General features: G+C 65.8%; 20 protein-coding genes and 4 pseudogenes. 11 read left to right on the top strand and 13 right to left on the bottom strand.

The genetic code is table 11. The features are described from left to right. Window position 1 precedes the first annotated feature (1 nt). The 4 genes from JWJ88_RS10280 to JWJ88_RS10295 all read left to right on the top strand — a co-directional run bounded on the left by JWJ88_RS10280 (window position 2) and on the right by JWJ88_RS10295 (window position 3787). Entirely contained in the window at window positions 2-694 is a 693-nt protein-coding gene (locus JWJ88_RS10280; protein ID WP_205293969.1) for an ABC transporter ATP-binding protein, read from the top strand. 131 nt (window positions 695-825) lie between these two features. Beyond that, window positions 826-1308, top strand: coding sequence for a cytochrome b (locus JWJ88_RS10285; protein ID WP_036760157.1), 483 nt, complete (start codon window positions 826-828; stop codon window positions 1306-1308). A gap of 96 nt (window positions 1309-1404) precedes the next feature. After that, window positions 1405-1785 (top strand): hypothetical protein, encoded by a 381-nt coding sequence (locus JWJ88_RS10290; protein ID WP_149766318.1) that lies wholly within the window; start codon window positions 1405-1407, stop codon window positions 1783-1785. A gap of 61 nt (window positions 1786-1846) precedes the next feature. Further along, window positions 1847-3787 carry a heavy metal translocating P-type ATPase gene (locus tag JWJ88_RS10295; RefSeq protein ID WP_205293970.1) on the top strand — a complete coding sequence of 647 codons (1941 nt, stop codon included), beginning with the start codon at window positions 1847-1849 and terminating at the stop codon, window positions 3785-3787. Window positions 3788-3802: 15 nt separating this feature from the next. Here JWJ88_RS10295 and JWJ88_RS10300 read toward each other — a convergent pair whose 3' ends face one another. The 3 genes from JWJ88_RS10300 to JWJ88_RS10310 all read right to left on the bottom strand — a co-directional run bounded on the left by JWJ88_RS10300 (window position 3803) and on the right by JWJ88_RS10310 (window position 6726). After that, entirely contained in the window at window positions 3803-4453 is a 651-nt protein-coding gene (locus tag JWJ88_RS10300) for a DUF924 family protein (RefSeq protein WP_240200159.1), read from the bottom strand. 68 nt (window positions 4454-4521) lie between these two features. Then, window positions 4522-6441, bottom strand: a complete 1920-nt coding sequence (locus tag JWJ88_RS10305) for a heavy metal translocating P-type ATPase (protein WP_205293972.1) — start codon at window positions 6439-6441, stop codon at window positions 4522-4524. Between the two features lie 66 nt (window positions 6442-6507). Continuing rightward, window positions 6508-6726, bottom strand: a complete 219-nt coding sequence (locus tag JWJ88_RS10310; RefSeq protein WP_205293973.1) for a heavy-metal-associated domain-containing protein — start codon at window positions 6724-6726, stop codon at window positions 6508-6510. A 108-nt stretch (window positions 6727-6834) separates the two neighbouring features. Here JWJ88_RS10310 and JWJ88_RS10315 point away from each other — a divergent pair, with 108 nt between their 5' ends. After that, window positions 6835-7740, top strand: coding sequence for a LysR family transcriptional regulator (locus JWJ88_RS10315; RefSeq protein WP_205293974.1), 906 nt, complete (start codon window positions 6835-6837; stop codon window positions 7738-7740). Between the two features lie 33 nt (window positions 7741-7773). Here JWJ88_RS10315 and JWJ88_RS10320 read toward each other — a convergent pair whose 3' ends face one another. The 8 genes from JWJ88_RS10320 to JWJ88_RS10355 all read right to left on the bottom strand — a co-directional run bounded on the left by JWJ88_RS10320 (window position 7774) and on the right by JWJ88_RS10355 (window position 14000). Next, complete coding sequence (locus JWJ88_RS10320; protein ID WP_205293975.1) at window positions 7774-8247, bottom strand: hypothetical protein; 474 nt, start codon at window positions 8245-8247, stop codon at window positions 7774-7776. Between the two features lie 142 nt (window positions 8248-8389). Next, entirely contained in the window at window positions 8390-9382 is a 993-nt protein-coding gene (locus tag JWJ88_RS10325; protein WP_205293976.1) for an FAD:protein FMN transferase, read from the bottom strand. Further along, a complete protein-coding gene (locus tag JWJ88_RS10330; protein WP_205293977.1) occupies window positions 9363-11570 on the bottom strand; it encodes a PepSY domain-containing protein in 2208 nt (735 codons plus the stop codon). The genes JWJ88_RS10325 and JWJ88_RS10330 overlap by 20 nt, the downstream gene beginning before the upstream one ends. 9 nt (window positions 11571-11579) lie before the next feature. Continuing rightward, a complete protein-coding gene (locus JWJ88_RS10335) occupies window positions 11580-12050 on the bottom strand; it encodes a DUF2271 domain-containing protein (protein ID WP_062562798.1) in 471 nt (156 codons plus the stop codon). Window positions 12051-12076: 26 nt separating this feature from the next. Further along, window positions 12077-12481: a PepSY domain-containing protein gene (locus tag JWJ88_RS10340; protein WP_233352083.1), complete on the bottom strand. Its 405-nt coding sequence runs from the start codon at window positions 12479-12481 to the stop codon at window positions 12077-12079. Between the two features lie 87 nt (window positions 12482-12568). Further along, entirely contained in the window at window positions 12569-12871 is a 303-nt protein-coding gene (locus JWJ88_RS10345; protein ID WP_062562796.1) for a PepSY domain-containing protein, read from the bottom strand. A gap of 189 nt (window positions 12872-13060) precedes the next feature. Continuing rightward, the gene (locus tag JWJ88_RS10350; protein ID WP_205293978.1) at window positions 13061-13693 is read right to left on the bottom strand and encodes a cytochrome b/b6 domain-containing protein; all 633 of its coding nucleotides are present in this window, start codon (window positions 13691-13693) and stop codon (window positions 13061-13063) included. Next, on the bottom strand, window positions 13686-14000 hold the full coding sequence (locus tag JWJ88_RS10355) for a PepSY domain-containing protein (protein WP_062563333.1): 315 nt from the start codon (window positions 13998-14000) through the stop codon (window positions 13686-13688). The genes JWJ88_RS10350 and JWJ88_RS10355 overlap by 8 nt, the downstream gene beginning before the upstream one ends. A 141-nt stretch (window positions 14001-14141) precedes the next feature. Between JWJ88_RS10355 and JWJ88_RS10360 the strand changes: the two genes are divergently transcribed. Together JWJ88_RS10360 and JWJ88_RS10365 are read left to right on the top strand one after the other, a co-directional pair. Continuing rightward, window positions 14142-14801 (top strand): response regulator transcription factor, encoded by a 660-nt coding sequence (locus tag JWJ88_RS10360; RefSeq protein WP_062562794.1) that lies wholly within the window; start codon window positions 14142-14144, stop codon window positions 14799-14801. Next, entirely contained in the window at window positions 14798-16147 is a 1350-nt protein-coding gene (locus JWJ88_RS10365) for an ATP-binding protein (protein ID WP_205293979.1), read from the top strand. Before JWJ88_RS10360 ends, JWJ88_RS10365 begins: the two co-directional genes overlap by 4 nt. Window positions 16148-16308: 161 nt before the next feature. On the opposite strand, the pseudogene JWJ88_RS10370 reads toward JWJ88_RS10365, so the two are convergent. Then, window positions 16309-16434 (bottom strand): annotated as a pseudogene (locus JWJ88_RS10370) (IS3 family transposase); the annotation flags it as partial. A gap of 55 nt (window positions 16435-16489) precedes the next feature. On the opposite strand from JWJ88_RS10370, the pseudogene JWJ88_RS10375 reads away from it, so the two are divergent. The 4 genes and pseudogenes from JWJ88_RS10375 to istB form a co-directional block, all read left to right on the top strand. Continuing rightward, window positions 16490-16780 (top strand): annotated as a pseudogene (locus JWJ88_RS10375) (transposase); the annotation flags it as partial. A 218-nt stretch (window positions 16781-16998) separates the two neighbouring features. Then, window positions 16999-17433, top strand: a complete 435-nt coding sequence (locus JWJ88_RS10380; RefSeq protein ID WP_205293980.1) for an IS110 family transposase — start codon at window positions 16999-17001, stop codon at window positions 17431-17433. Further along, window positions 17367-18359: pseudogene (locus tag JWJ88_RS10385) on the top strand (ParB/RepB/Spo0J family partition protein); the annotation flags it as partial. The gene JWJ88_RS10380 and the pseudogene JWJ88_RS10385, both read left to right, overlap by 67 nt. After that, window positions 18358-18705 (top strand): annotated as a pseudogene (gene istB, locus JWJ88_RS10390) (IS21-like element ISPkr1 family helper ATPase IstB); the annotation flags it as partial. The pseudogenes JWJ88_RS10385 and istB, both read left to right, overlap by 2 nt. A 418-nt stretch (window positions 18706-19123) precedes the next feature. On the opposite strand, the gene JWJ88_RS22000 reads toward istB, so the two are convergent. Continuing rightward, window positions 19124-19258 carry a hypothetical protein gene (locus tag JWJ88_RS22000; protein ID WP_256439707.1) on the bottom strand — a complete coding sequence of 45 codons (135 nt, stop codon included), beginning with the start codon at window positions 19256-19258 and terminating at the stop codon, window positions 19124-19126. Window positions 19259-19318: the final 60 nt, after the last annotated feature.

Genomic DNA, 19318 nt, shown 5'->3' on the forward strand with positions numbered 1-19318 from the left:
CATGGCGCTCGGCGACATCCTCATCGAGGTTTCGGGCGTCGCCAAGCATTTCGGCGAGGGCGAAACCCGCGTCGATGCCCTGCGCTCGGTTGATCTCACCGTGCGCGCCGGCGAGGTGATCGCGCTGCTCGGGCCGTCAGGTTCGGGCAAGACGACGCTACTCAACATCATCGGCTGCATCCTCGCCCCATCGGCGGGACGGGTGGTGCTGGACGCCGAGCCGGTCTTCGACGGCAAATGGCTGCGGCGCGACCTGAGGCGTCTCAGGCTCGACAAGATCGGCTTCATCTTCCAGAGTCACAACCTGCTGCCCTTCCTGACGGCGCAGGAGAATGTCGCGGTCGTGCTCGATCTTACCGGTCTGCCCGCCGAGGAAGGCCGGACGCGGGCGCGTGAACTGCTGGACTATCTGGAGGTCGGCCATCGCGCGATGGTCAAGCCGGCGCTGCTGTCGGGTGGCGAAGCGCAGCGCGTGGCGATTGCCCGCGCGCTGGCCAACCGCCCCCGCATCATCCTTGCCGACGAACCCACTGCCGCGCTCGACGGCGCGCGCGCCGGGCTGGTGATGGACCTCATGCGCAAGCTCGCGGCCGAGCAGGAAGCCTGCATCGTGACCGTCACCCATGACGAGAAGATCTTCGACCGCTTCGACCGCCTGATCCACCTGCGCGACGGCCATCTGGTTAGCGCGTGATGGTCAGGAGTCAGGAGGCAGACATGACCCAAGCCCTCACACGCCGATCCTCGCCACCGTCATGCCTGCGGCGGATCGGATGTCGCACGACAGTGGCCGATACCACGCGACCTTGAAAAGGTGTAACCAAGATGCAACCGACATCCTATTCCAGAGCCCAGATCATCCTGCACTGGACGATTGCGGCCCTCGTCTTTTTCCAGATCCTCATGCATGACGGCATCGTCAAGGTATGGGACGGGCGGATGGACGGCATGCTGCCGAACCAGCCGACGATCAATCCTCATGCCGTTGCCGGCGCGCTGATCCTCGTTCTCGTTCTGTGGCGGCTGGTGCTGCGCCGCCGGCGCGGCGTTCCGGGCCTGCCGGAAGGCGAGCACCCGGCCCTGAAAGTTCTGGCCACGGGCATGCATGCGGCTCTCAACCTCCTGCTGATCCTGATGGCGCTTTCCGGCATGGCGGCGTGGATTTCCGGCGTCGAGGCGATCGGCGAAGCCCATTCCATCGCGCGGCTGGCGCTGGTTCCGCTGGTCCTCCTGCATATCCTCGCCGCACTTTACCATCATTTCTGGCTCAAGACCGATGTGCTGCGGCGCATGTTTGGCCGGGCCTGAGGCGGGGTCCGTTCCGCGCGCCGCAACCCGCAACCCATGGCAGGCCGGGCCACGCCCGCCCGGCCGCTCCCCAAACCCCGAACTCCGGAGGCAGACATGACGAGAAGACCGCGCAGCCAGACCGTTGCCGCCGCCGTCGCGGTGATCTTCGGCCTGCTGACCATCGTTTCGGGCGGCAGGGCGCTGTTCGGCGGCGTCGATATGGGCGCAGTGGTGCCATTCGTGCTGTGGTTCAACTTCGTCGCGGGATTTGCCTATGTCCTGGCCGGGATCGGCCTGTTGCGCGGCGCAGGGTGGGCGCCGCTGCTGTCGCTGGCCATCGCCACGGCCACGGTGGCCGTCTTCGCCGCCTTCCTGTGGCATGTCGGTGCCGGCGGCGCATGGGAGGCACGCACCATGGGCGCGATGATCCTGCGCAGCGCCATCTGGATAGCCGTCGCGGCCTTTGCATTTCGGTGCCATAAGCCATCCGATTGATCCACTCACCCAGCCAGCGATGGCGGCTGCCAGCCGCGACCTCGCCAGCCAGGAACCTGACATGAAGCGATTTCCAACTATTGACCTGTCACTGACCCTTTCGCTCGTTACCGTGCTCGGCATGGCAATGGCGGCGGCCGGCAGGTGGCTACCAAGCGGAGCTTTCGACGCTCTGGAGCTGCCGGGACTGGTGCTGGTCTATCTGGCTGGCGGCCTGCCGACCGGCTGGCGCGCGCTGTCGGAGCTGTGGCGCGCGCGCGTGCTTGACATCGACCTGTTGATGATCGTCGCGGCAATCGCCGCCGCAATCGTCGGCGCCCCGTTCGAGGGTGCGGTGCTGCTGACGCTGTTCAGCATCTCGACCACGCTGGAGGAACGCGCGCTTGGCCGGGCCCGCCGCGCCATCGAGGCCTTGATGGCGCTGCGCCCCGAGACCGCCTTGCGCAAGACCGCGGGCGGCGATGTCGAGGAAGTTCCCGCCGAGGTGCTGACCGTCGGCGATGTAGTGGTGCTGCGCCCCGGCGCCCGGGTGCCCAGTGATGGCGTGGTCGTCACCGGGCGCGGCGGCATCGACGAGGCCAATATCACCGGCGAATCCATGCCCGTGTCGAAAGAGGCCGGTGCGCAGGTGTTCGAGGCCACGATCAACCTCGACGGCGTGCTGGAGGTCGAGGTCACGCGCAGCGTCAGCGACAGCACCATCGCCCGCATGATCCGTCTGGTGACCGAGGCACAGGCCGCCCGCGCGCCCTCCGAACGGTTCAGCGAATGGTTCGGCCAGCGCTACACGGTCGCGGTGCTGGCGGGTGCGGTGATCGCCTTTGCCACGTTCTGGTGGCTGGGCGGCGACTGGGAACTGGCGCTTTACCGCGCCGCCACGCTGCTGGTCGCCGCCAGCCCCTGCGCCATCGTCATTTCCGTCCCCGCCGCGATCCTGTCGGCCCTTTCGGCGGCGGCGCGGGGCGGTGTTCTGTTCAAGGGCGGCGGCGCGCTGGAGACGCTGGCCGAGGTCGATATCTTCGCCTTCGACAAGACCGGCACCCTGACCACCGGCCGCGCCGAGGTGACGGAAATCGTCGCGCTGGATGGCGACGAGGCCGGGTTCCTGTCGCTGCTGGCGGGGCTGGAGGCGCATTCCGAGCATCATATCGCGGCCGCGATCCGCCGTGAGGTCGCCAGCCGCGGGCTTGATCCGGCGCAGGTGGCCGATGTGAACGCCCGGCCAGGCATCGGCATCGAAGGGTCCGATGCACTTGGCCCGGTTTGGGCGGGCAATGCCTATCTTGCCGAGGACACGAAGGCCGCAACGGATCACCCCGCGTTGCAGGCGCTGGCGGATGGCGCCAATACGGTCGTCTATCTGGGTCGCGACGCCACCGTGCTGGGCGCCGTCAGCGTGGCGGATGAGGCACGGGCCAGTTCCGCCGGGGCGATCGCGGCCCTGCGCGACAGTGGTGTCCGCCGCATCGTCATGATGACCGGGGATCGCAGGCCGGTGGCGCTGCGCATCGGCGCCCAGCTTGGGCTGGGGCCCGAGGAGACTCACGCCGAAATGCTGCCACAGGACAAGGTTCGCGCGGTTGGCGAACTGGCCGCAACCGGCCGCGTCGCCTTTGTCGGCGACGGCGTGAACGACGCCGCGGCGCTGGCCCGCGCCGATGTCGGCATCGCCATGGGTGCGGCCGGGTCCGAGGTGGCGCTTCAAGCCGCCGATGTGGCGCTGCTGTCCGAGGATATGGAGCGGCTTGCGGACGCGCACCGCCTGTCGCGCCGAACCACAAGGGTGATCCGGCAGAACCTGACCTTCGCCATCGGCGCCATGGTGGTTCTGGTCATCGGCGGGCTGTTCTTCGATCTGCCGTTGCCGCTGGTGGTGATTGGCCATGAAGGCGGCACCGTGCTGGTGGTGCTGAACGGGCTGCGGTTGCTGTCGGACCCGATCCGCCGGTCGAAGGCGTCCGTTGCCGGACAGGCGCTGACGGGTGTCGCGCAGCCCACCTGAACCGTGGGGATGCGCTCACCCCCGAAAGACGCGCAGATGCGGAAACGCGCCCTTTTCCAGATAGGCTTCCTCCTCGGGCGTCGATCTGCGACCAAGGATGGCGTTGCGGTGCGGGTGGCGGCCAAAGCTGGCGATGATGCGGCGCACCTGCCCCGCTTGATCGACGAGCGAGGCATAGAGCGGCCGCAACGGCGTCGGCGCACGGGCGGCAATGTCACGGCGCAGGGCGGTCAGCCGATCAATGCGGGCCAGATGGTCCGACCCCTCTGCATGGCCCAGGGGCTGGGTGAAAGCGATCTGGAACCACGGCAGGCCAAGTGCCGCCCAGTCTCCTTTTTCCAACCCTTCCAGCGCCTGCGCCAGGGCCGCCGGGTCTTGCGCCCAGGCCCGCTTGCTGCCCCGCCACAGCGAGCGCGGGAACTGGTCCAGCACCACGATCAGCGCCAGCCGGCCCCTGGGCGTCCCGGCCCAATGATCCAGCGCCCTCGCCGCGCCGCGTTCGGTCAGCGGGCCAAAGCGCGCCGCAATCGCACCGTCCGCGCCGCCATGCATCCGCCAGCGCCACAGCTCGGCATGGCGGTCAGGGTCGATATCCAGCGCGCGGCCCTCGGGGAACCAGAAATCCAGAACCTCGCCGATCTGTCTGGCATCATTGCTATCGGTCATGTCATCCCCCATGAAAACGCCCCCGCGCCATGGACACGGGAGCGGAATTGTCGATGAGGCACAAGCGCCTAGGCGGTCGCGGGCACCGCTGCCTGCGCAGGCCGGCGTCCGCCGGGACCGCGCGGGACGCGCAGCAGGCGCATGGCGTTGGCGATCACCACCAGCACCGAAAGCTGGTGGATCAGCATGCCCTCGGCCATATGCACATCGCCGCTGAACACGCCAAACAGCAGCCCGGCCACGGTCAGCAGCGCAATGACGAGGTTCTGGCGCATATTGCTCAGCGTCGCGCGGGAAATCGCCATCGCCTCGGGCAGTTTCTCCAGATCGTCGGCCATCAGCGCAATGTCGGCGGTCTCGATCGCCACGTCCGAGCCCGCGACCCCCATGGCGATCGAGGTATCAGCGGCAGCCAGCGCTGGGGCGTCGTTAATGCCGTCGCCGATCATGGCGACATGGCGGCCCTCGGCCTGAAAGCGGCGGATCAGGTCAAGCTTGTCCTCGGGCAGCAGCCCGGCATGAACCTCGTCGATGCCGATTTCCGCAGCGATGGCGTGGGCGGCCTGCGGCTGGTCGCCGGTCAGCATGGCGATGCGCCCGACCCCGATGTCGCGCAGCCGGGCAATTGCGCCCTTGGCCGAGGGGCGGGGCTGGTCGGACAGGCCAAAGATGCCCGCGATGCGCCCGTCCAGCGCCACGATGATCGGCGTGCGCCCGCGCCCCAAAACCCCGGACAGCGCGGTCTCGGCCTCGGGGTCGAACGCGATGCCCAGCCTGTCGAACAGCCGCCGGTTGCCGGCCGCGACCTGCCGGCCCGCGTGGTTCACCACAAGGCCCATGCCGGCCACTTCCTCGACCGCTTCCGGCGCGGGAATGTCACCCTCGGCACGACCAGCGGCCACGACGGGCCGACCCAAGGGGTGATCCGAGCCGGATTCGGCGATGGCGGTCCAGTGCAGCAACTCGGCGCGGTCCATACCCGCCAGCGGCAGCACCTCGACCAGACTCGGGCGGCCCTCGGTGAGCGTCCCGGTCTTGTCCAGCGCCAGCATGTCGATGCGGCCCGCGCTTTCCAGATGCTGCCCGCCCTTGATCAGGATCCCCGACCGCGCCGCCCGCCCGATACCGGCGACGATGGAGACCGGCGTCGAGATCACCAGCGCGCCGGGGCAGGCCACGACCAGCAGCGTCAGCGCGAGGCGAATGTCCTGCGTCACCGCCCAGGCACCCAGCGCCAGCACCATGATGCCGGGCGTATACCATTGCGCGAAACGCTCGATCATGCGCTGGCTGGGGGCGCGTTCCTCCTGCGCCTCTTCGACGCGGCGGATGATCCGGGCCAGCGTGGTATCGGCGCCGATGCCGGTGGCGCGGATGCGCAGCACGCCATTTTCCGCGATGGTGCCGGCATGGACGTGGGAGCCGGGGGCTTTCTCGGCCGGGATCGGCTCGCCGGTGATGGCGGCCTCGGACACGGCGGCGTTGCCGTCGATCACCTCGCCATCGACGGGGATGCGGTTTCCGGCGCGCACCAGCACGACCTCATTCGGCTGGACAGCACTGGCGGCGATCTCGACCGGCTGGCCGTCGCGGATCACGGTGGCGATCTCGGGCGCGGCCTTCAGCAGATCGGCCAGCGCGCCACGGGTCTGGCGTAGGGTGCGCGCCTCAAGCCAGGCGCCGAAGCTGAACAAAAAGGTAACGGCGGCGGATTCCCAGTATTCGCCGATGAACAGCGCGCCGATGGCGGCGACAGTCACCAGCAACTCGATCGAGAAATGGCGGATGCGCAGCGCTTGCACCGCCCGCCAGGCAATGTCGGAGCCGGCGACAAAGGCCGCCGCCAGCATGGACGCCGCCCAAAGCCCGCGCAGGCCGAACCCGTAAAGGGCGATCAGGCCCAGCACGATCAGGCTGCCGCTGATGATGGTCAGCCACTTCCTGCGGCTGGCCGGCTGGTGAAGAATTGTCAGGATGGGGGTCAACATGCGGGGCCTCATCTATGTAAAGGCCCGGCCGCGCGGGCAGGCACGGCCGGGCTGGAAAGGGTTGCGTCAGAATGCGGCGGGGCGGGCCTCGTAGCCGGTGGATTTTACCACCGAGACAAGCGCCTCAACCGGGGCGGATGCGGGGTCATGTTCGACCTCGATGCGGCCGGTGTTGAAATGCACCTTGGCGCTGGTCACGCCCTGGGTTGCCGCCAGCGCCTTTTCGATCTTGGTGACGCAGGAAGGGCAGGAAAATTCGTCGCTGCGCAGGATGGTCTTGGTCATGGCTGGTTCCTTTCATGTCGCCGCCCGGTGGGGCGGTCATTGCTTGTGAACTCAAGATATGCTGTCCTTTCAGGATCAGGATTGGCAATTCAGGCAAGGGATCATTGCATGAATGCACAGGCGCAGGATTGGGACGATCTGCGGTTGTTTCTGGCCGTGGCGCGGGCGGGGTCGCTTTCGGGGGCGGCGCGCAGCCTTGGCGTCACCCATTCCACCGTCTTTCGCCGCATCGGCGCGTTCGAGGCGCGGTTGGGGGTGCGGCTGTTCGACCGGCTGCCCGGCGGCTATGCGCTGACCCAGGCGGGCGAGGAGATGCGCGATTCCGTCATCCGCATCGAGGAAGAAATCACCGCGCTGGCGCTGAAGGTGACCGGACAGGACCAGCGGCCCACTGGGACGATCCGCATCACCACGACCGACCTGCTGGCGGTGGGTGTGCTACCCCGCCATGTCGCCGCCTTCCGCGCCGAATGGCCCGAGATCGAGATCGAGGTGGTGGTGGCGGATACGGTGCTGGACCTGACCCGGCGCGAGGCGGATGTGGCCCTGCGCATCGGCAATCCGGGACAGGAGACACTGATCGGGCGGCGGGTCGGGCGGTTGGCCTTTGCCGCCTATGCCGCGGCGGACCGGCCGCTGGGCGATCCTGCCGAGGGTGACTGGATCGGCTATGGCTCTGCGCATGGCCCGCTCAGCCGCAATCTGGCCCGCTGGTGGCCGGGTGCGCGACAGGTTTACCGGACAAACTCTATCATCGCCGCCCATGCCGGCGCGAAGGCGGGGATCGGACTTGCCGCCTTGCCTTGCGTGATCGCTGATTGCGACCCCAGCCTGATCCGCGCCGCCGCGCTGCCCGAGGACTTCATGCTGGACCTGTGGTTGCTGATTCACGAGGATCTGCGCCAGACCGCCCGCATCCGCCTGTTTCTGGACTTCATGGCAACGGCCCTGGCGGCCGATGCCGACCTGCTGGAGGGGCGCTGCCCGTGCAAGACAAGGCCGGCGCAGGCGTGACGCCCGCGCTGGCCCATGCCTGCGCCCGTGGCGTCAGTCGATCATCTGCCAGCCCGGATGCTCGAAATGCTCGCCATAGGCGTTCAATGCCTGAACGATCGTCACCGCGCCGGTCTCGACCTCGCCGGCCTCCAATGCCGAGATGCCGGTCATCACCTCGCCGAGGACGATATGGAACTGCTCGTCCACCTCGGGCTCCAGCACACAGTTCTCGACCATGAAATCAACCTGCTTCTGGACATCGGCGGCCATGGTGCCGGCGGCCTCGGCGGGCAGGCTGCCCGCATGGATCGCCTCCAGATTGGCCGTCATGGTGCCGTGGATCGCGCTCATGCCGGTGATCATGTTCTGATCGCCCTGCCATTTGGCGCCATCGTTCAGCGTGATCTCGATAGCCCCCGCGCCATGGCTGTCATGATCATGGGATTGCGCGGCGGCAATGCCAGCTGACCCCAGCGCGAGGGCGAGAGCGACAGCGACGGTGGTGAAAGATTTTACAGTCCGCATAGTGATCTCCTGTATCTGACAAGTGGTTCTGGCCGCGGCGGGCATCGACAGACGCCGCCGGGCTTGGGATAGACATAGGCTGTCCGTTTTCGCACGAGAATTGACGAAATCTGCAAATACCCATTGCACAAATGGACAGACCTCAGGCACGAACCAGACCCTCGCGGCCTGCCGCCGATACCATCGGGCTGTCGAACAGCGCCCCGACGGCATGGGTCCGGATGCCGCCTGCCTCGCGCATCAGAAACAGCGCATCGAGGGAAAGGCGTGCAGCGAGTTCGCCGCCCACCTGCGGACCCAGCACCATCAGCGCGGTTGCCCAGGCATCGGCCTCGGCGCAGCTGCCCGTGACGACCGTGACCGAGGCCGGCGACGACCGCAGCGGGCCGCCCGTCGCCGGGTCCATCGTATGCGACAGGCGCTGGCCCTGAACGGTGACATGATGCCGGTAATCGCCCGAGGTGGCGACGGCGGCATCTTGCAGCATCAGGACCGAATGGGGCGCGCGGCGTTCGGGATCGGGCGCCTCGACGGCGACGGTCCAGGGCATGCCGTCGGGCCGCAGCCCGGAGGCTCGCATCTCGCCGTCGATGCCAACAAGGAACCCGGTGATGCCGAAGCCCCGTAACATTTCGGCCAACCTGTCGACGCCGTAGCCCTTGGCGATGCCGTTCAGGTCGAGCGTGATGGGTGCATGTTTCCTGACCAACCCGGCCGCGCGGTCGATCTCCAGCACCTCATGCGCGGGCGGGCGCGTGGTTACCATGGCCCAGCGGATGGCTTCAGCGCTGGCTTCCTCGGGGCCAAAACCCCAGGCGCGCACCGCATCGCCCATGCCGATATCGAACGCACCGCCCGATGCCGCACAGATCCGCAGCCCGAGGTTCAGCACCTCGGCCAAGCCGGCAGGAACGGCCACCCAGGCGCCAGTGGGCGCCCGGTTCAGGCGCATCAGGTCGCTGTCGGGTTGCCATGTCGACATTGCGGCATCAACCTCCGCCACGGTCGCTTGCAGGGCAGCCTGCACCGGGGCGGGGTCCAGCCCGGCATCGGCGTGGAAACGCGCCGACCAGCGAGTGCCCATGGTCGGGCCGTTCAGCGCGTGGCGGCCCGGGTCAGTAGATATCTTCGGCATAGCGCCCCTCCGCTTTCAGCGCGAGCGGGGTAAGACCCGTCGGCGCGAGGATGTCGGTCAGCGCCTCGGCCACGCCCGAGGCCATGTCGCGCCCGCCGCAGACCATGATGCGCGCGCCTTCGTGTACCAGCCGGATCAGTTCAGCGCTCTCGGCCCGCAGCGCGTCCTGGACATGGCGCGGCTTTGCCCCGCGCGAGTTCGCGGTGGTCAATCGCGCCAGACGGCCATCGACCTGCCAGCCGGCCAGATCGTCGCGATACAGGAAATCGCTGTCGGGGTGGCGCATCCCGAAGGCCAGATGGATGGGCCGCTTGCGGCTGTTGCCCCGGATGAAGCCCGCAAGCGGGCCGATGCCGGTGCCGGCGCCGATCAGGATCAGCGGCGAGCGTCCTGCTGCGGCATGGAAAGCCGGATTGTGCCGGACGAAGGCGCGGATCGCCTGGCCCGGCTTCAGCGCCAGAAGCTGACCCGAGCAGAGGCCGCCGGGATGCTTGCGCACCACGATCTCGACGAACCCGTCGCGCCGTCCGGAGGCCAGCGAGTAGAAGCGCGGCAGATCCGCACCCTCGGGCAGAACGCCGAGGAGATCACCGGCCTGAAACCGGCCAAACCCCCGACCTGTCAGCCGTTGCAAAAACGTCGCCTCGGGTAGGGCAAAGCGCAGGATCGTGGTCGGCGCCTGCACCTCCGCCCCGTAATCACGGCGCGAGATCAGGGTGAGCCGCCCCGTCACGGGCGGGGTTGGCACATGTTCGAGCGTAAGCTCGATCCCCAGCGCCGCCCCCAGGGCGCGGCCCCAGCGGGCGAAATCCTGCGGCGACTGGCGATCGACCGTGTCGAAGGGCATCAATTGCGCCCAGCCTTTGGCAGCAGCCCGACTCCCGACTTCATCGGCGAACGCGCAGAACGCGGGAAAGCTGCGATCGCCGAAACCAAGCACCGCAAGCGGGGCCTCAGGGACAGATTCCAGCGCCGCGAGGCGTTCAATGAACCCCTTCGCCGTGGCGGGAGCCTGTCCCTCGCCCCAGGTGGCGGCGAGAATGACGAACCGTTCGGCCTGCGGATAGCGCGCCGGCTCGAAACCGGACATTGGCGCGACATGAACATGCTGGCCCGCCGTGGTCAGCGCATGTTGGAGCGTCGCAGCGAAACCCCAGGTGCTGCCGCCCTCCGAGCCCACCAGCAAGATGGTCGCAGCGCCGTTTGCAGGATGATTGCCACGGAGACGCGGTCTTGACCGCCGCCCCGCGAACCAGAGCACAAGACCACTCACCCCCATTGCCGGCACGCCGAGCGCCAGCACACCCAGCACGAGGCCGAGAGATGCGGCCCCCTGCCCGGTATGCAGCATGTAGATGGTTTCAGATATCTGTTCCCACATCGTCAGCTCGGCCCAGGCCAGAAGCTCACCCGTCCCCTGATCGAGATAGCCGGTGCCGCGATCCGTCTTCAGAGTGAAGGCGTCCGTGGCGTCGCCAGGATAGGGAAAGCTCAGCTCGCGCAACTCCGTGACAGCAATCACGGAGAGCGGCTCCATCGCAGCAAGCGAGACCCCAGTGCTTCCGCTGACCTCAGTCGGAAAGGTCGGCGGTGCGGCTCCATCCGGCAGAAGATCGAAGGTCGAGGCGGCCATCCACAGTGCAGTCGCTGAGGACAAAACCAGCCCCGCGACCGCCACGCGGGCGATCCCGGTATGGATGCGGCTCGACGCCGGCCCGCGCAAAGGGGCGAACCAGCGCCGCCAGCCGCCCATGCGCCGCGCGACCAGCATCGCGCCGGAGACCGACAGGATCAGCATCGCCACGGCGCCAATGGCCATGGCGATACGACCGGCATCGCCTAGGAACAGCGAACGGTGAAGGTTGGTCAACCAGCGTTTGACCGGATCGGGATCGGCGCTGGCGATGCCCTTGCCGGTCGCTGGGTCGATTACCGCCGCGCCGGGCGTGCCGTCGTCGAACCAGAACGCGGTGATCCGGCCCGACGGCGCGCGCCGGATCTGCTCCACCCCCGGATAGGCAGCCAGGATACGTCCTGCGAGATCGGCGACGGTCAGCCCGGCCTCGGCCTGCGGCGTGGAAAGCCGCTCGGCCGCGGGAAAGACCGAGAGCGCCGCGCCGCTCAACGCAAGGGCCATGACGAGAATGAGGGCCAGCAGACCCGGCCAGCGATGCAGCGTGCGGATCATGGCGTTGCCTCACATGTCGTAGCGGAGGCTGGCGACATACCTGCGGCCGGGCGCAGGCTTTCCCGCTCCTGCCGTCGTCAGCGGCACGGCGATGTCGTTCGGGCTGTCGCGCATGTCCTCCACGGCGGCGTCGACATGCAGCGTATAGCCCGCATCGAACAGCGCATCGGCAAGGTCGAGGGTGATTTCGAGTGACCGGCCCGCGCCGACACTGGCGCCGGTGATGCCGTCGACCTGCGCCAGGTCGCCGCCGGTGGCGCGATACCAGTCGCTGAGATGTTCGTAATATTTCGACTTGCCGCCGGCCATCCACAGGGTTCCGGCATACGCCCCCTGCGCATCGGTGACGTAGAGGACGAGATAGGCACCATCGCCACCGTACGTGTTCAGGGTGGTGGTGAGGGTAACCGGCCGGGCCATGGCAAGGCTGGGCGCCACCAAGGCCGAAGTCAGCGCGAGTGCTGCAAGGATGGATTTCATGACTCTGCTCTCTTCTGCCTGATATATCAGTTCACCCGCACAACGGGCGGGGTGCCGTTCTGGAACAGCGGATTGGAGGGGGGTGCCGACGGAGCGACGGTGGGTGCATTGCCGCGATCCCGCTCGCGGATCTGCTGGCCATCCCTGTGGCGCAATTTGACGACCTGCAACGTCGCGGGATCCAGTTTGGCCTTGATGCGACGGCCCTGGGCATCGCGTCCCTTGACCTCCCAGCAGCCGTCATCCGCCTCGATCTTCTCAACATGCCAACCGAGGCCGGTTACCGCCTGCATTACCGCTTCGCGTGGTTGCCAGGCCCCGTGCCCCACATGGCAGTCGTCACCTGCCATCGCCCCCGCCGCAGGCAATACCGCGAGAGCGGCTACGGCGATCAATAGAGTTTTCATGGTTCGAATGTCCTTTACGATCATCTCGGGGGCACTTTCCTGGCTATGGCCGAGGCGAACGCCCGTGTGGAAAGAGGTCCACCTCGATGATGAGGTGGACCCTTGCAGCCATCAGTTGCGCTTCTCGGGCTTGGTGCCGTCGCTCCAGCGTTTGACCTTGCCGTCGATCACCTCGAGCGTTCCGGGATCGACGGTCATCTTCAGGCTGTTGCCGCCCTGGTCGATGACGTTCAGTTCGTAGCAGCCGTCGTCGAGTTCCATTTTCGAGATGGTCCAACCGAACTCGTCGGTCACTTGAATGAGAGCTTCCCACGATTGCATGTTCTCGGTCGGCACGTTGCATTTCTCACCAGCGAACGCGGCCCCGGCGGGGATCGCGAGGGCCAATGCGGTGGCGGTCAGGATGGTTTTCATGGCTATGCTCCTCAGCCTTGGTTGCCTGATGAAACCAATCTGGAGGGGGCGGCTGACGTGATCCTGATCGCCGCGGAAAACCTGCGTCAGCTTCTCGTCAGCCTGCCGCGACGAACCGCAGCGATTACACAAAACAAACAGGCCCCGCCAAACAGGCGGGGCCCGAACAGCAGCGGGAATGCGTAACGATCAGGTCACGTCATTTGTGCCGGGAGGGCGCTTTCGGCCCGTGACCATGGCACGGGGCAGGTTCTCCCGATGGCGCCATGAGGTGACGGCCACACCCCCAACATGCAAGGCCACGAGAACCAGAGCCATGTTGGCCAGCATTTCATGCACCTCCTTCAAGGTCCTGTCCCCTCTGACTTCCCGGTTTCCGTGCTCGCCCGCAACCGTCACGGCCCGGGCTTCCTCGATCGATTGTTCGAGCAGCCAGCCGCTCAGCGCGGTGCCGGAAAGCGTGACCATGAGTGCCACGATCATCGCGGCGCCGGCCGGGTTGTGCCCGAGATGGCGTCGCTCGCGCCCGTGCAGCATGTCCCCGAGATAGGCCAGCGTCGCGGCGGGGCCACGCACGAATTGCGTGAAACGGGCATGGCGGCTGCCAACGAAACCCCAGATCAGGCGAATGGCAAGCAACGCCGCCACCGCGTAACCGGCCGCCTCGTGAAGCGGCTGCACCTCGTCCGCCGCGAGCCATGCCACTGCAAAGGCGGCAACCAGACCCCAGTGAGAGCTGCGCACCAACGGATCCCAGACCAGCACCGTGCGCGTAGTATCGGCGACGTCCTGAATGCCGTCACCCTTCATCATCTCAGTCATGTTTGTGCTCTCTGCCCTCACGGGAGCGCCGATCATCTCCGTCCTTGTATTCGATCTCGATCACCTGAAGCGTGCCGGGATCGACCGTCACCTCGATGCGGCGTCCTTCCCGGTCTGTGCCTTTTATCTCGTAGCAGCCGTCGTCGATTTTGATGCGCCGCACCACCCATCCGTTTTCTTCCGCGAGCCGCACTACCGCGCTTCTTGGCTGCCAATCTGCCAGCGGCACGGCACAGTCGTCGCCGGCAAGTGCAGCCCCGGACGGAAGGGCCGCGAGAAAGGTCAGAATTGTCAGCGATCTCTTCATGGACCACACTCCGTATAACGGCCATTGGATGACATTCTGCGCCACGAACCTGACGGGATGCTGAAGCCCGGGGCGTCCCGCCATCAGCTTTGCGTCAGCCTGGATCGCCATAATGGCCAGAGGCAAACGAGTAGGAAGATCATGCGGATCCTGCTGATCGAGGATGATACCGTTCTGGGTGCCGCCGTGCGGGACCAGATCGCCGCGGGTGGCCAGTCGGTGGATTGGGTCACGCGTCTGGACGCGGCCGGCGATGCGATGGCCGGCACCGGCTATGATCTGGTATTGCTGGACCTCATGCTGCCCGACGGACGCGGCATCACCTTCCTTCGGTCGCTGCGCACCAGCGGCGACGTGACGCCGGTGATCATCCTGACCGCGCTGGACCAGATTTCGGACCGGATCGAAGGTTTGAACGCCGGTGCCGACGACTATCTGGTGAAGCCCTTCGATCTGGCCGAGCTTTCCGCGCGGATCGGCTCGGTCGCGCGGCGCTATAGCGGCAATCCCAACCCGATCATCGTCCACGGCGCGCTTGCCGTCGACCTTGCCTCGCGCAGCATCCGCCGCGACGGCCGGCCGGTGCAGCTCACCGCACGTGAATGGGCACTGTTCGAGGCGTTCCTCACCCGCCCGGGGCATCTTCTGTCCAAGGCACAGCTTGAGGAAAAGCTTTATGCCTTCGATACGGAGGTGGAAAGCAACACCATCGAGGTCCATGTCAGCCGGCTGCGCAAGAAGCTGGGCGCCGAGGTGATCGAGACCGAGCGCGGGTTGGGCTACCGGCTAGGTTCGCCATGACGATGCCACGCAGCCTTCAGATGCGGTTGGGGGTGTCGCTGGGTATCCTTCTGACGCTTCTGTGGATCGCGGCCGCCGCCGTCACGGCGGTCATGCTGCGGCACGAGATGGACAGGATCTTCGACTCGTCGCTACAGGAGGCGGCGCAGCGCCTGCTGCCGCTGGCCGCTGTCGAGATCGTCGGACGTGAGGAGGAAGGTGTGACACAACACCTTGCCGACCTGCGCGACCACGACGAATTCCTCACCTATATCGTGCGCGATGACGAAGGGCGAATTCTTCTGCAATCGCATGAGGCCGATCCCGCCATCTTCCCTGAATGGGACGGGCCGGGCTTTCGCACGACCGCAACCCATCGCCTGTATGGCGAGGACGCCCTCCAAGGCACGATCCGCCTCACGGTCGCCGAGCCGCTTGCCCATCGCGCGGCGGCGGCACGCGATGTCTGGGCGGGCCTGGGGTTGCCGTTGCTGGTATTCATCCCTGCCGCACTGTTGGCGATCGTATTGACTGTCCGCTCGGGTCTGGCCCCGTTGCGCCGCTACCGCGACCGGCTGGCCGCGCGTTCGCCGCGCGACCTCGCCCCCGTCGCCTGCGACGATCTTCCCGTCGAGGCCGCCCCGGTGGGGGCGGCGATCAATGTGCTTCTGGCGCAACTCAAATCCACATTCGAGGCCGAACGCACCTTCGCCGCCAACGCAGCGCATGAATTGCGAACACCGCTGGCAGGCGCAATCGCGCAGGCCCAGCGGATACAGGTAGAAACGAAAGATACCGGTGCCGGCCACAGGGCCGCCGAGATCGAGGCTTCTCTGAAGCGGCTGGCCCGGATCGCGGAACGGCTTCTGCAACTGGCCCGAGCAGAAGGCGGGCGGTTACGGCTCGATCACCTATCCGATCTTCGCATCACTGCCCGTCTGGTCGTGGACGATATCGAGAGGACAGCACCGAACCGGATCGTGCTCGCCCTGCCGGAGCACCCGGTAATGTCCGACCTCGACCCCGATGCGTTTGGCATCATCGGCCGCAACCTCATTGAGAACGCCCTGCGGCACGGCGCATCCGACAAACCGATCGAGGTCAGCCTCAGTGAGGACGGCACGTTCCGCGTCGCCAATGACGGCCCCGTCGTGCCCGCCGAGGCGCTTGGCCGGCTGACCCGTCGTTTCGAGAGGGGGGCAGCCAAAACGGAAGGCAGCGGGCTTGGCCTTGCCATCGTCGCCGGCATTGCGGACCGGATTTCGTCAAAGCTCACCTTGCAATCGCCGAGGCCGGGAAGCTCATCCGGCTTTGAAGCGGCGGTGGTCCTGCCAACAGCTTCGCGGCAACCAACATCGTCTCGCTAGGCGAACGTAGTCTTTCGTTGAGTCGATAACCGATCAACGGATCTGAAAACTATCCTGCTGCCTGTGTCTGCCAGAACAGGATGCATCTGCATATAAGAGGTGCAGAATGTTGATCTCGAAAGGGTAATCCCCCCCTTCTTAGCGGGGTGCATGCGTAGAACTTACGCGGCCATTTTCAGTTTCTGGGCGGGTGTGATGCCGCCGATGCCCATGTTCGGGCGGTCGTTGTTGTAAGTCCAGAGCCATTGCGTAGCGAAGTCCTGTGCCTCCTCGATGGTTTCGATGATGTTGAACCGCGCCGGGTTTGCCGGAGGCTCCAACTCTTGAGTAGGATGGAGCATCATGAGCAAGACGACGAACAAGTTTTCCCCTGAGGTCCGCGAACGTGCCGTGCGACTGGTTCTCGACAACGAGGGTCAGCATGCGTCACGCTGGCAGGCGGTGATGTCGATCGCGGCGAAGATCGGCTGCACGCCACAGACCCTGAACGACTGGGTCAAGAAGGCCGAGGTCGACAGCGGTCGGCGCGCGGGCATCCCGAGTGATTTGGCCGAGAAGATGAAGGCGCTTGAGCGGGAGAACCGCGAGTTGCGCCAGGCCAACGAGATCTTGCGCAAGGCGAGCGCATATTTTGCGATGGCGGAGCTTGTCTTATGAGATTCCGGGCTCCTGAGGCAAAAAGGGAGCCGCTGCCCAGCACCGCAAACTGCGGGGCAGCGGCGGGGGTGGCGTCGTGCGGAGCTTGGTCTTTAAGGACCGCGGTCGAGTTTGACGAGCCCCCGTCTTTTCTAATGACCTGAATGGATACTTGGGCTGCGGGCCCGAATGACAAGCATAGGTAGGAAGAAAAGATGGCCAAGGATACCATCGGCATCGACGTGTCGAAAGACCGTCTTGACGCATTCTGGCTTTCCCGGACAGAGGCATGTTGCCTGCCCAATACGCCCGAGGGTTTCGGGCAATTGTGCGACTGGCTGGGAAAGGAGGAAGACGTTCTCATCGTCTTCGAGGCGACTGGTGCCTATCATCGGGGGCTCGAGCGACATCTGAGTCTGGCGGGGCTGCCCTTCATCAAGGTTAATCCAAAGCAGGCGCGGCGCTTTGCGCAAGCTATTGGGCGATTGGCAAAAACCGATAACGTCGACGCCAGAATGCTGGCACGCATGGGCGTTGTACTTGAGCTGAAGCCTCAAGTCGTCGAGGGCGAGGATGTTCATGATCTCACCCCGCCAATGTGCGCAGCAACTCCCCGGAAACCTATGATCCTGAGAACATCGCACATCTGAAGGCCAGCATCGCTGTGCTGGGCCTGCTCCAGCCGCTCTTGGTCCAGAAGCTTGACGGCAAATATGCAGTGCTGGCCGGTGGCCGACGCCATGCCGCGCTGAAGGAGCTGATCGCCGACAAGGCCACCAAGGGGTTCACGGCGAAGACCAAGGTCGACTGCCGCCTTGTCCCTGACGACTGCGACGTCACCACGGCACTGTCGCTCGCCGAGAACATCACCCAGGCACAGATGAATGCCATCGACGAGTTCGAGGCCTTCGCCCGGATGATGGAGGTCGACGGCCAGACGCCCGAGACGATCGCAAAGACCTTCGGCACCACGGTGGCGGCCGTGAAAGGCCGGTTGCGCTATGGCCTGATCCACCCCGACATCCGCGCCGCGGCGCGGGGCAAGGTGATCACGCTTGATACGATGAAGGCCTTCGCCGAGCACCCGAGCCAGGAGGCGCAGCGCGAGGTCTTCGAGGCGCTCACGAAAGACGGCGGCTATCTGCATGCCTATACCGTCCGTCAGGCCCTCAAATCCCGCGGGGTGCAGGTCAGCGATGATATCGGGGCTTTCGTGCGTCAAGACTACGAGGCACGCGGCGGCGCTGTCGCGGCTGACCTTCTGGAAGAGCATTCCGTGCTTGAGGATGCGGCGCTTGTCGAGACCATCCTGCTTGAGAAGCTCGGCGCAGCCGCCGAGGACGCCCGTATGAGGCTGGGCTTTGCTTGGGCCGATGCGATGGTCCGCTATGAATACGCGACCATGGCCGGCTACGGCCGCGTCTATCCCGGCCCGATCGAGCCTGATGAGGTTGCGCAAAAGCGCGTGGATGAAATCACCGCCGAACTCGAGAAATTGCAGCTCGAGATGGAGGATGAGGGGCTCGAGGACGGTGCCTACAATGCCCTTTACGAGCGCGTGGACGCCTTGGAAGAGGGGCCGCTTCTTCAATGTCGTAGACGTGGTAAACAAGCTCGATGCCGAAGCCCGTGCAGATCGGCAGGGGCGCACCGCAGACCTGATGTGCCGCCTCGACTTCTTGATACTCGACGAACTCGGCTATCTTCCCTTCGCTCAGACCGGCGGCCAGCTGCTGTTCCATCTCATCAGCCGCCTCTACGAGCGCACCTCGATCATCGTGACGACCAATCTCGACTTCGGCGAATGGCCTTCGGTCTTTGGCGACGCCAAGATGACCACTGCACTGCTCGACCGGCTGACCCACCACTGCGACATCGTCGAAACCGGCAACGAGAGCTGGCGCTTCAAGACCCGTGAATGACCGTGAACCCGCTGGCCCGATACGGCTGCGCTGTGTGAGGGCTACACCGCATCGGGCCAGCTACCCGAGCGCTCCAGGGGGGTCATTTTTAGATGCCGATAGGGGGTCAAGATTGCCTGCCGATTGACACCTTTTAACGGACTGCAGGGCTGGAGGGGAGCGTACGCATATGATTCTGCCAGTTGTCCGCGCATTAACCAACGTGCGGTCTTTGTTGAATGGCGCGATCACGAGGGCACTTACGGGTTCGAGCAGGTGATTTACTGATCGCTCCTGATCTCCTCCAACCAGACCGGAAACCACTCCCAGAAACAGAAACGACGCCAGACCATAGGTCCGACGCCGCGCGGGAGAAGGGTCACATGGGTCAAATCTCAATGAAAATTATACGCCTGCCCGGGTCAGTTCTGGATGAAAATCAACACACAATCCACAGGACGGCTTCCACGAACAGGCGCGGATCGCGCCCGGTCTGGCCGGGGTCGGATGATTTGCCAAGGCAGAAGGGTTCGATGATCGCCCAGTGGGCATCGGCCAGGGCGCGTCGGGTCAAGGTTGCTCTCCTCTGTTTGCGACCTTGAAGCAGCACTCAGCCGAAATGTGAATCCTGAAC

The sequence above is a fragment of the Paracoccus methylovorus genome (genome assembly GCF_016919705.1).
Lineage (GTDB): Bacteria > Pseudomonadota > Alphaproteobacteria > Rhodobacterales > Rhodobacteraceae > Paracoccus > Paracoccus methylovorus.

What these genes read in the sequence shown, in the direction of transcription:
- JWJ88_RS10280 (WP_205293969.1), top strand. Translation starts at nt 2, where the DNA reads ATGGCGCTCGGCGACATCCTCATCGAGGTTTCGGGCGTCGCCAAGCAT.
- JWJ88_RS10285 (WP_036760157.1), top strand. Translation starts at nt 826, where the DNA reads ATGCAACCGACATCCTATTCCAGAGCCCAGATCATCCTGCACTGGACG.
- JWJ88_RS10290 (WP_149766318.1), top strand. Translation starts at nt 1,405, where the DNA reads ATGACGAGAAGACCGCGCAGCCAGACCGTTGCCGCCGCCGTCGCGGTG.
- JWJ88_RS10295 (WP_205293970.1), top strand. Translation starts at nt 1,847, where the DNA reads ATGAAGCGATTTCCAACTATTGACCTGTCACTGACCCTTTCGCTCGTT.
- JWJ88_RS10300 (WP_240200159.1), bottom strand. Translation starts at nt 4,453, where the DNA reads ATGACCGATAGCAATGATGCCAGACAGATCGGCGAGGTTCTGGATTTC.
- JWJ88_RS10305 (WP_205293972.1), bottom strand. Translation starts at nt 6,441, where the DNA reads ATGTTGACCCCCATCCTGACAATTCTTCACCAGCCGGCCAGCCGCAGG.
- JWJ88_RS10310 (WP_205293973.1), bottom strand. Translation starts at nt 6,726, where the DNA reads ATGACCAAGACCATCCTGCGCAGCGACGAATTTTCCTGCCCTTCCTGC.
- JWJ88_RS10315 (WP_205293974.1), top strand. Translation starts at nt 6,835, where the DNA reads ATGAATGCACAGGCGCAGGATTGGGACGATCTGCGGTTGTTTCTGGCC.
- JWJ88_RS10320 (WP_205293975.1), bottom strand. Translation starts at nt 8,247, where the DNA reads ATGCGGACTGTAAAATCTTTCACCACCGTCGCTGTCGCTCTCGCCCTC.
- JWJ88_RS10325 (WP_205293976.1), bottom strand. Translation starts at nt 9,382, where the DNA reads ATGCCGAAGATATCTACTGACCCGGGCCGCCACGCGCTGAACGGCCCG.
- JWJ88_RS10330 (WP_205293977.1), bottom strand. Translation starts at nt 11,570, where the DNA reads ATGATCCGCACGCTGCATCGCTGGCCGGGTCTGCTGGCCCTCATTCTC.
- JWJ88_RS10335 (WP_062562798.1), bottom strand. Translation starts at nt 12,050, where the DNA reads ATGAAATCCATCCTTGCAGCACTCGCGCTGACTTCGGCCTTGGTGGCG.
- JWJ88_RS10340 (WP_233352083.1), bottom strand. Translation starts at nt 12,481, where the DNA reads ATGATCGTAAAGGACATTCGAACCATGAAAACTCTATTGATCGCCGTA.
- JWJ88_RS10345 (WP_062562796.1), bottom strand. Translation starts at nt 12,871, where the DNA reads ATGAAAACCATCCTGACCGCCACCGCATTGGCCCTCGCGATCCCCGCC.
- JWJ88_RS10350 (WP_205293978.1), bottom strand. Translation starts at nt 13,693, where the DNA reads ATGACTGAGATGATGAAGGGTGACGGCATTCAGGACGTCGCCGATACT.
- JWJ88_RS10355 (WP_062563333.1), bottom strand. Translation starts at nt 14,000, where the DNA reads ATGAAGAGATCGCTGACAATTCTGACCTTTCTCGCGGCCCTTCCGTCC.
- JWJ88_RS10360 (WP_062562794.1), top strand. Translation starts at nt 14,142, where the DNA reads ATGCGGATCCTGCTGATCGAGGATGATACCGTTCTGGGTGCCGCCGTG.
- JWJ88_RS10365 (WP_205293979.1), top strand. Translation starts at nt 14,798, where the DNA reads ATGACGATGCCACGCAGCCTTCAGATGCGGTTGGGGGTGTCGCTGGGT.
- JWJ88_RS10380 (WP_205293980.1), top strand. Translation starts at nt 16,999, where the DNA reads ATGGCCAAGGATACCATCGGCATCGACGTGTCGAAAGACCGTCTTGAC.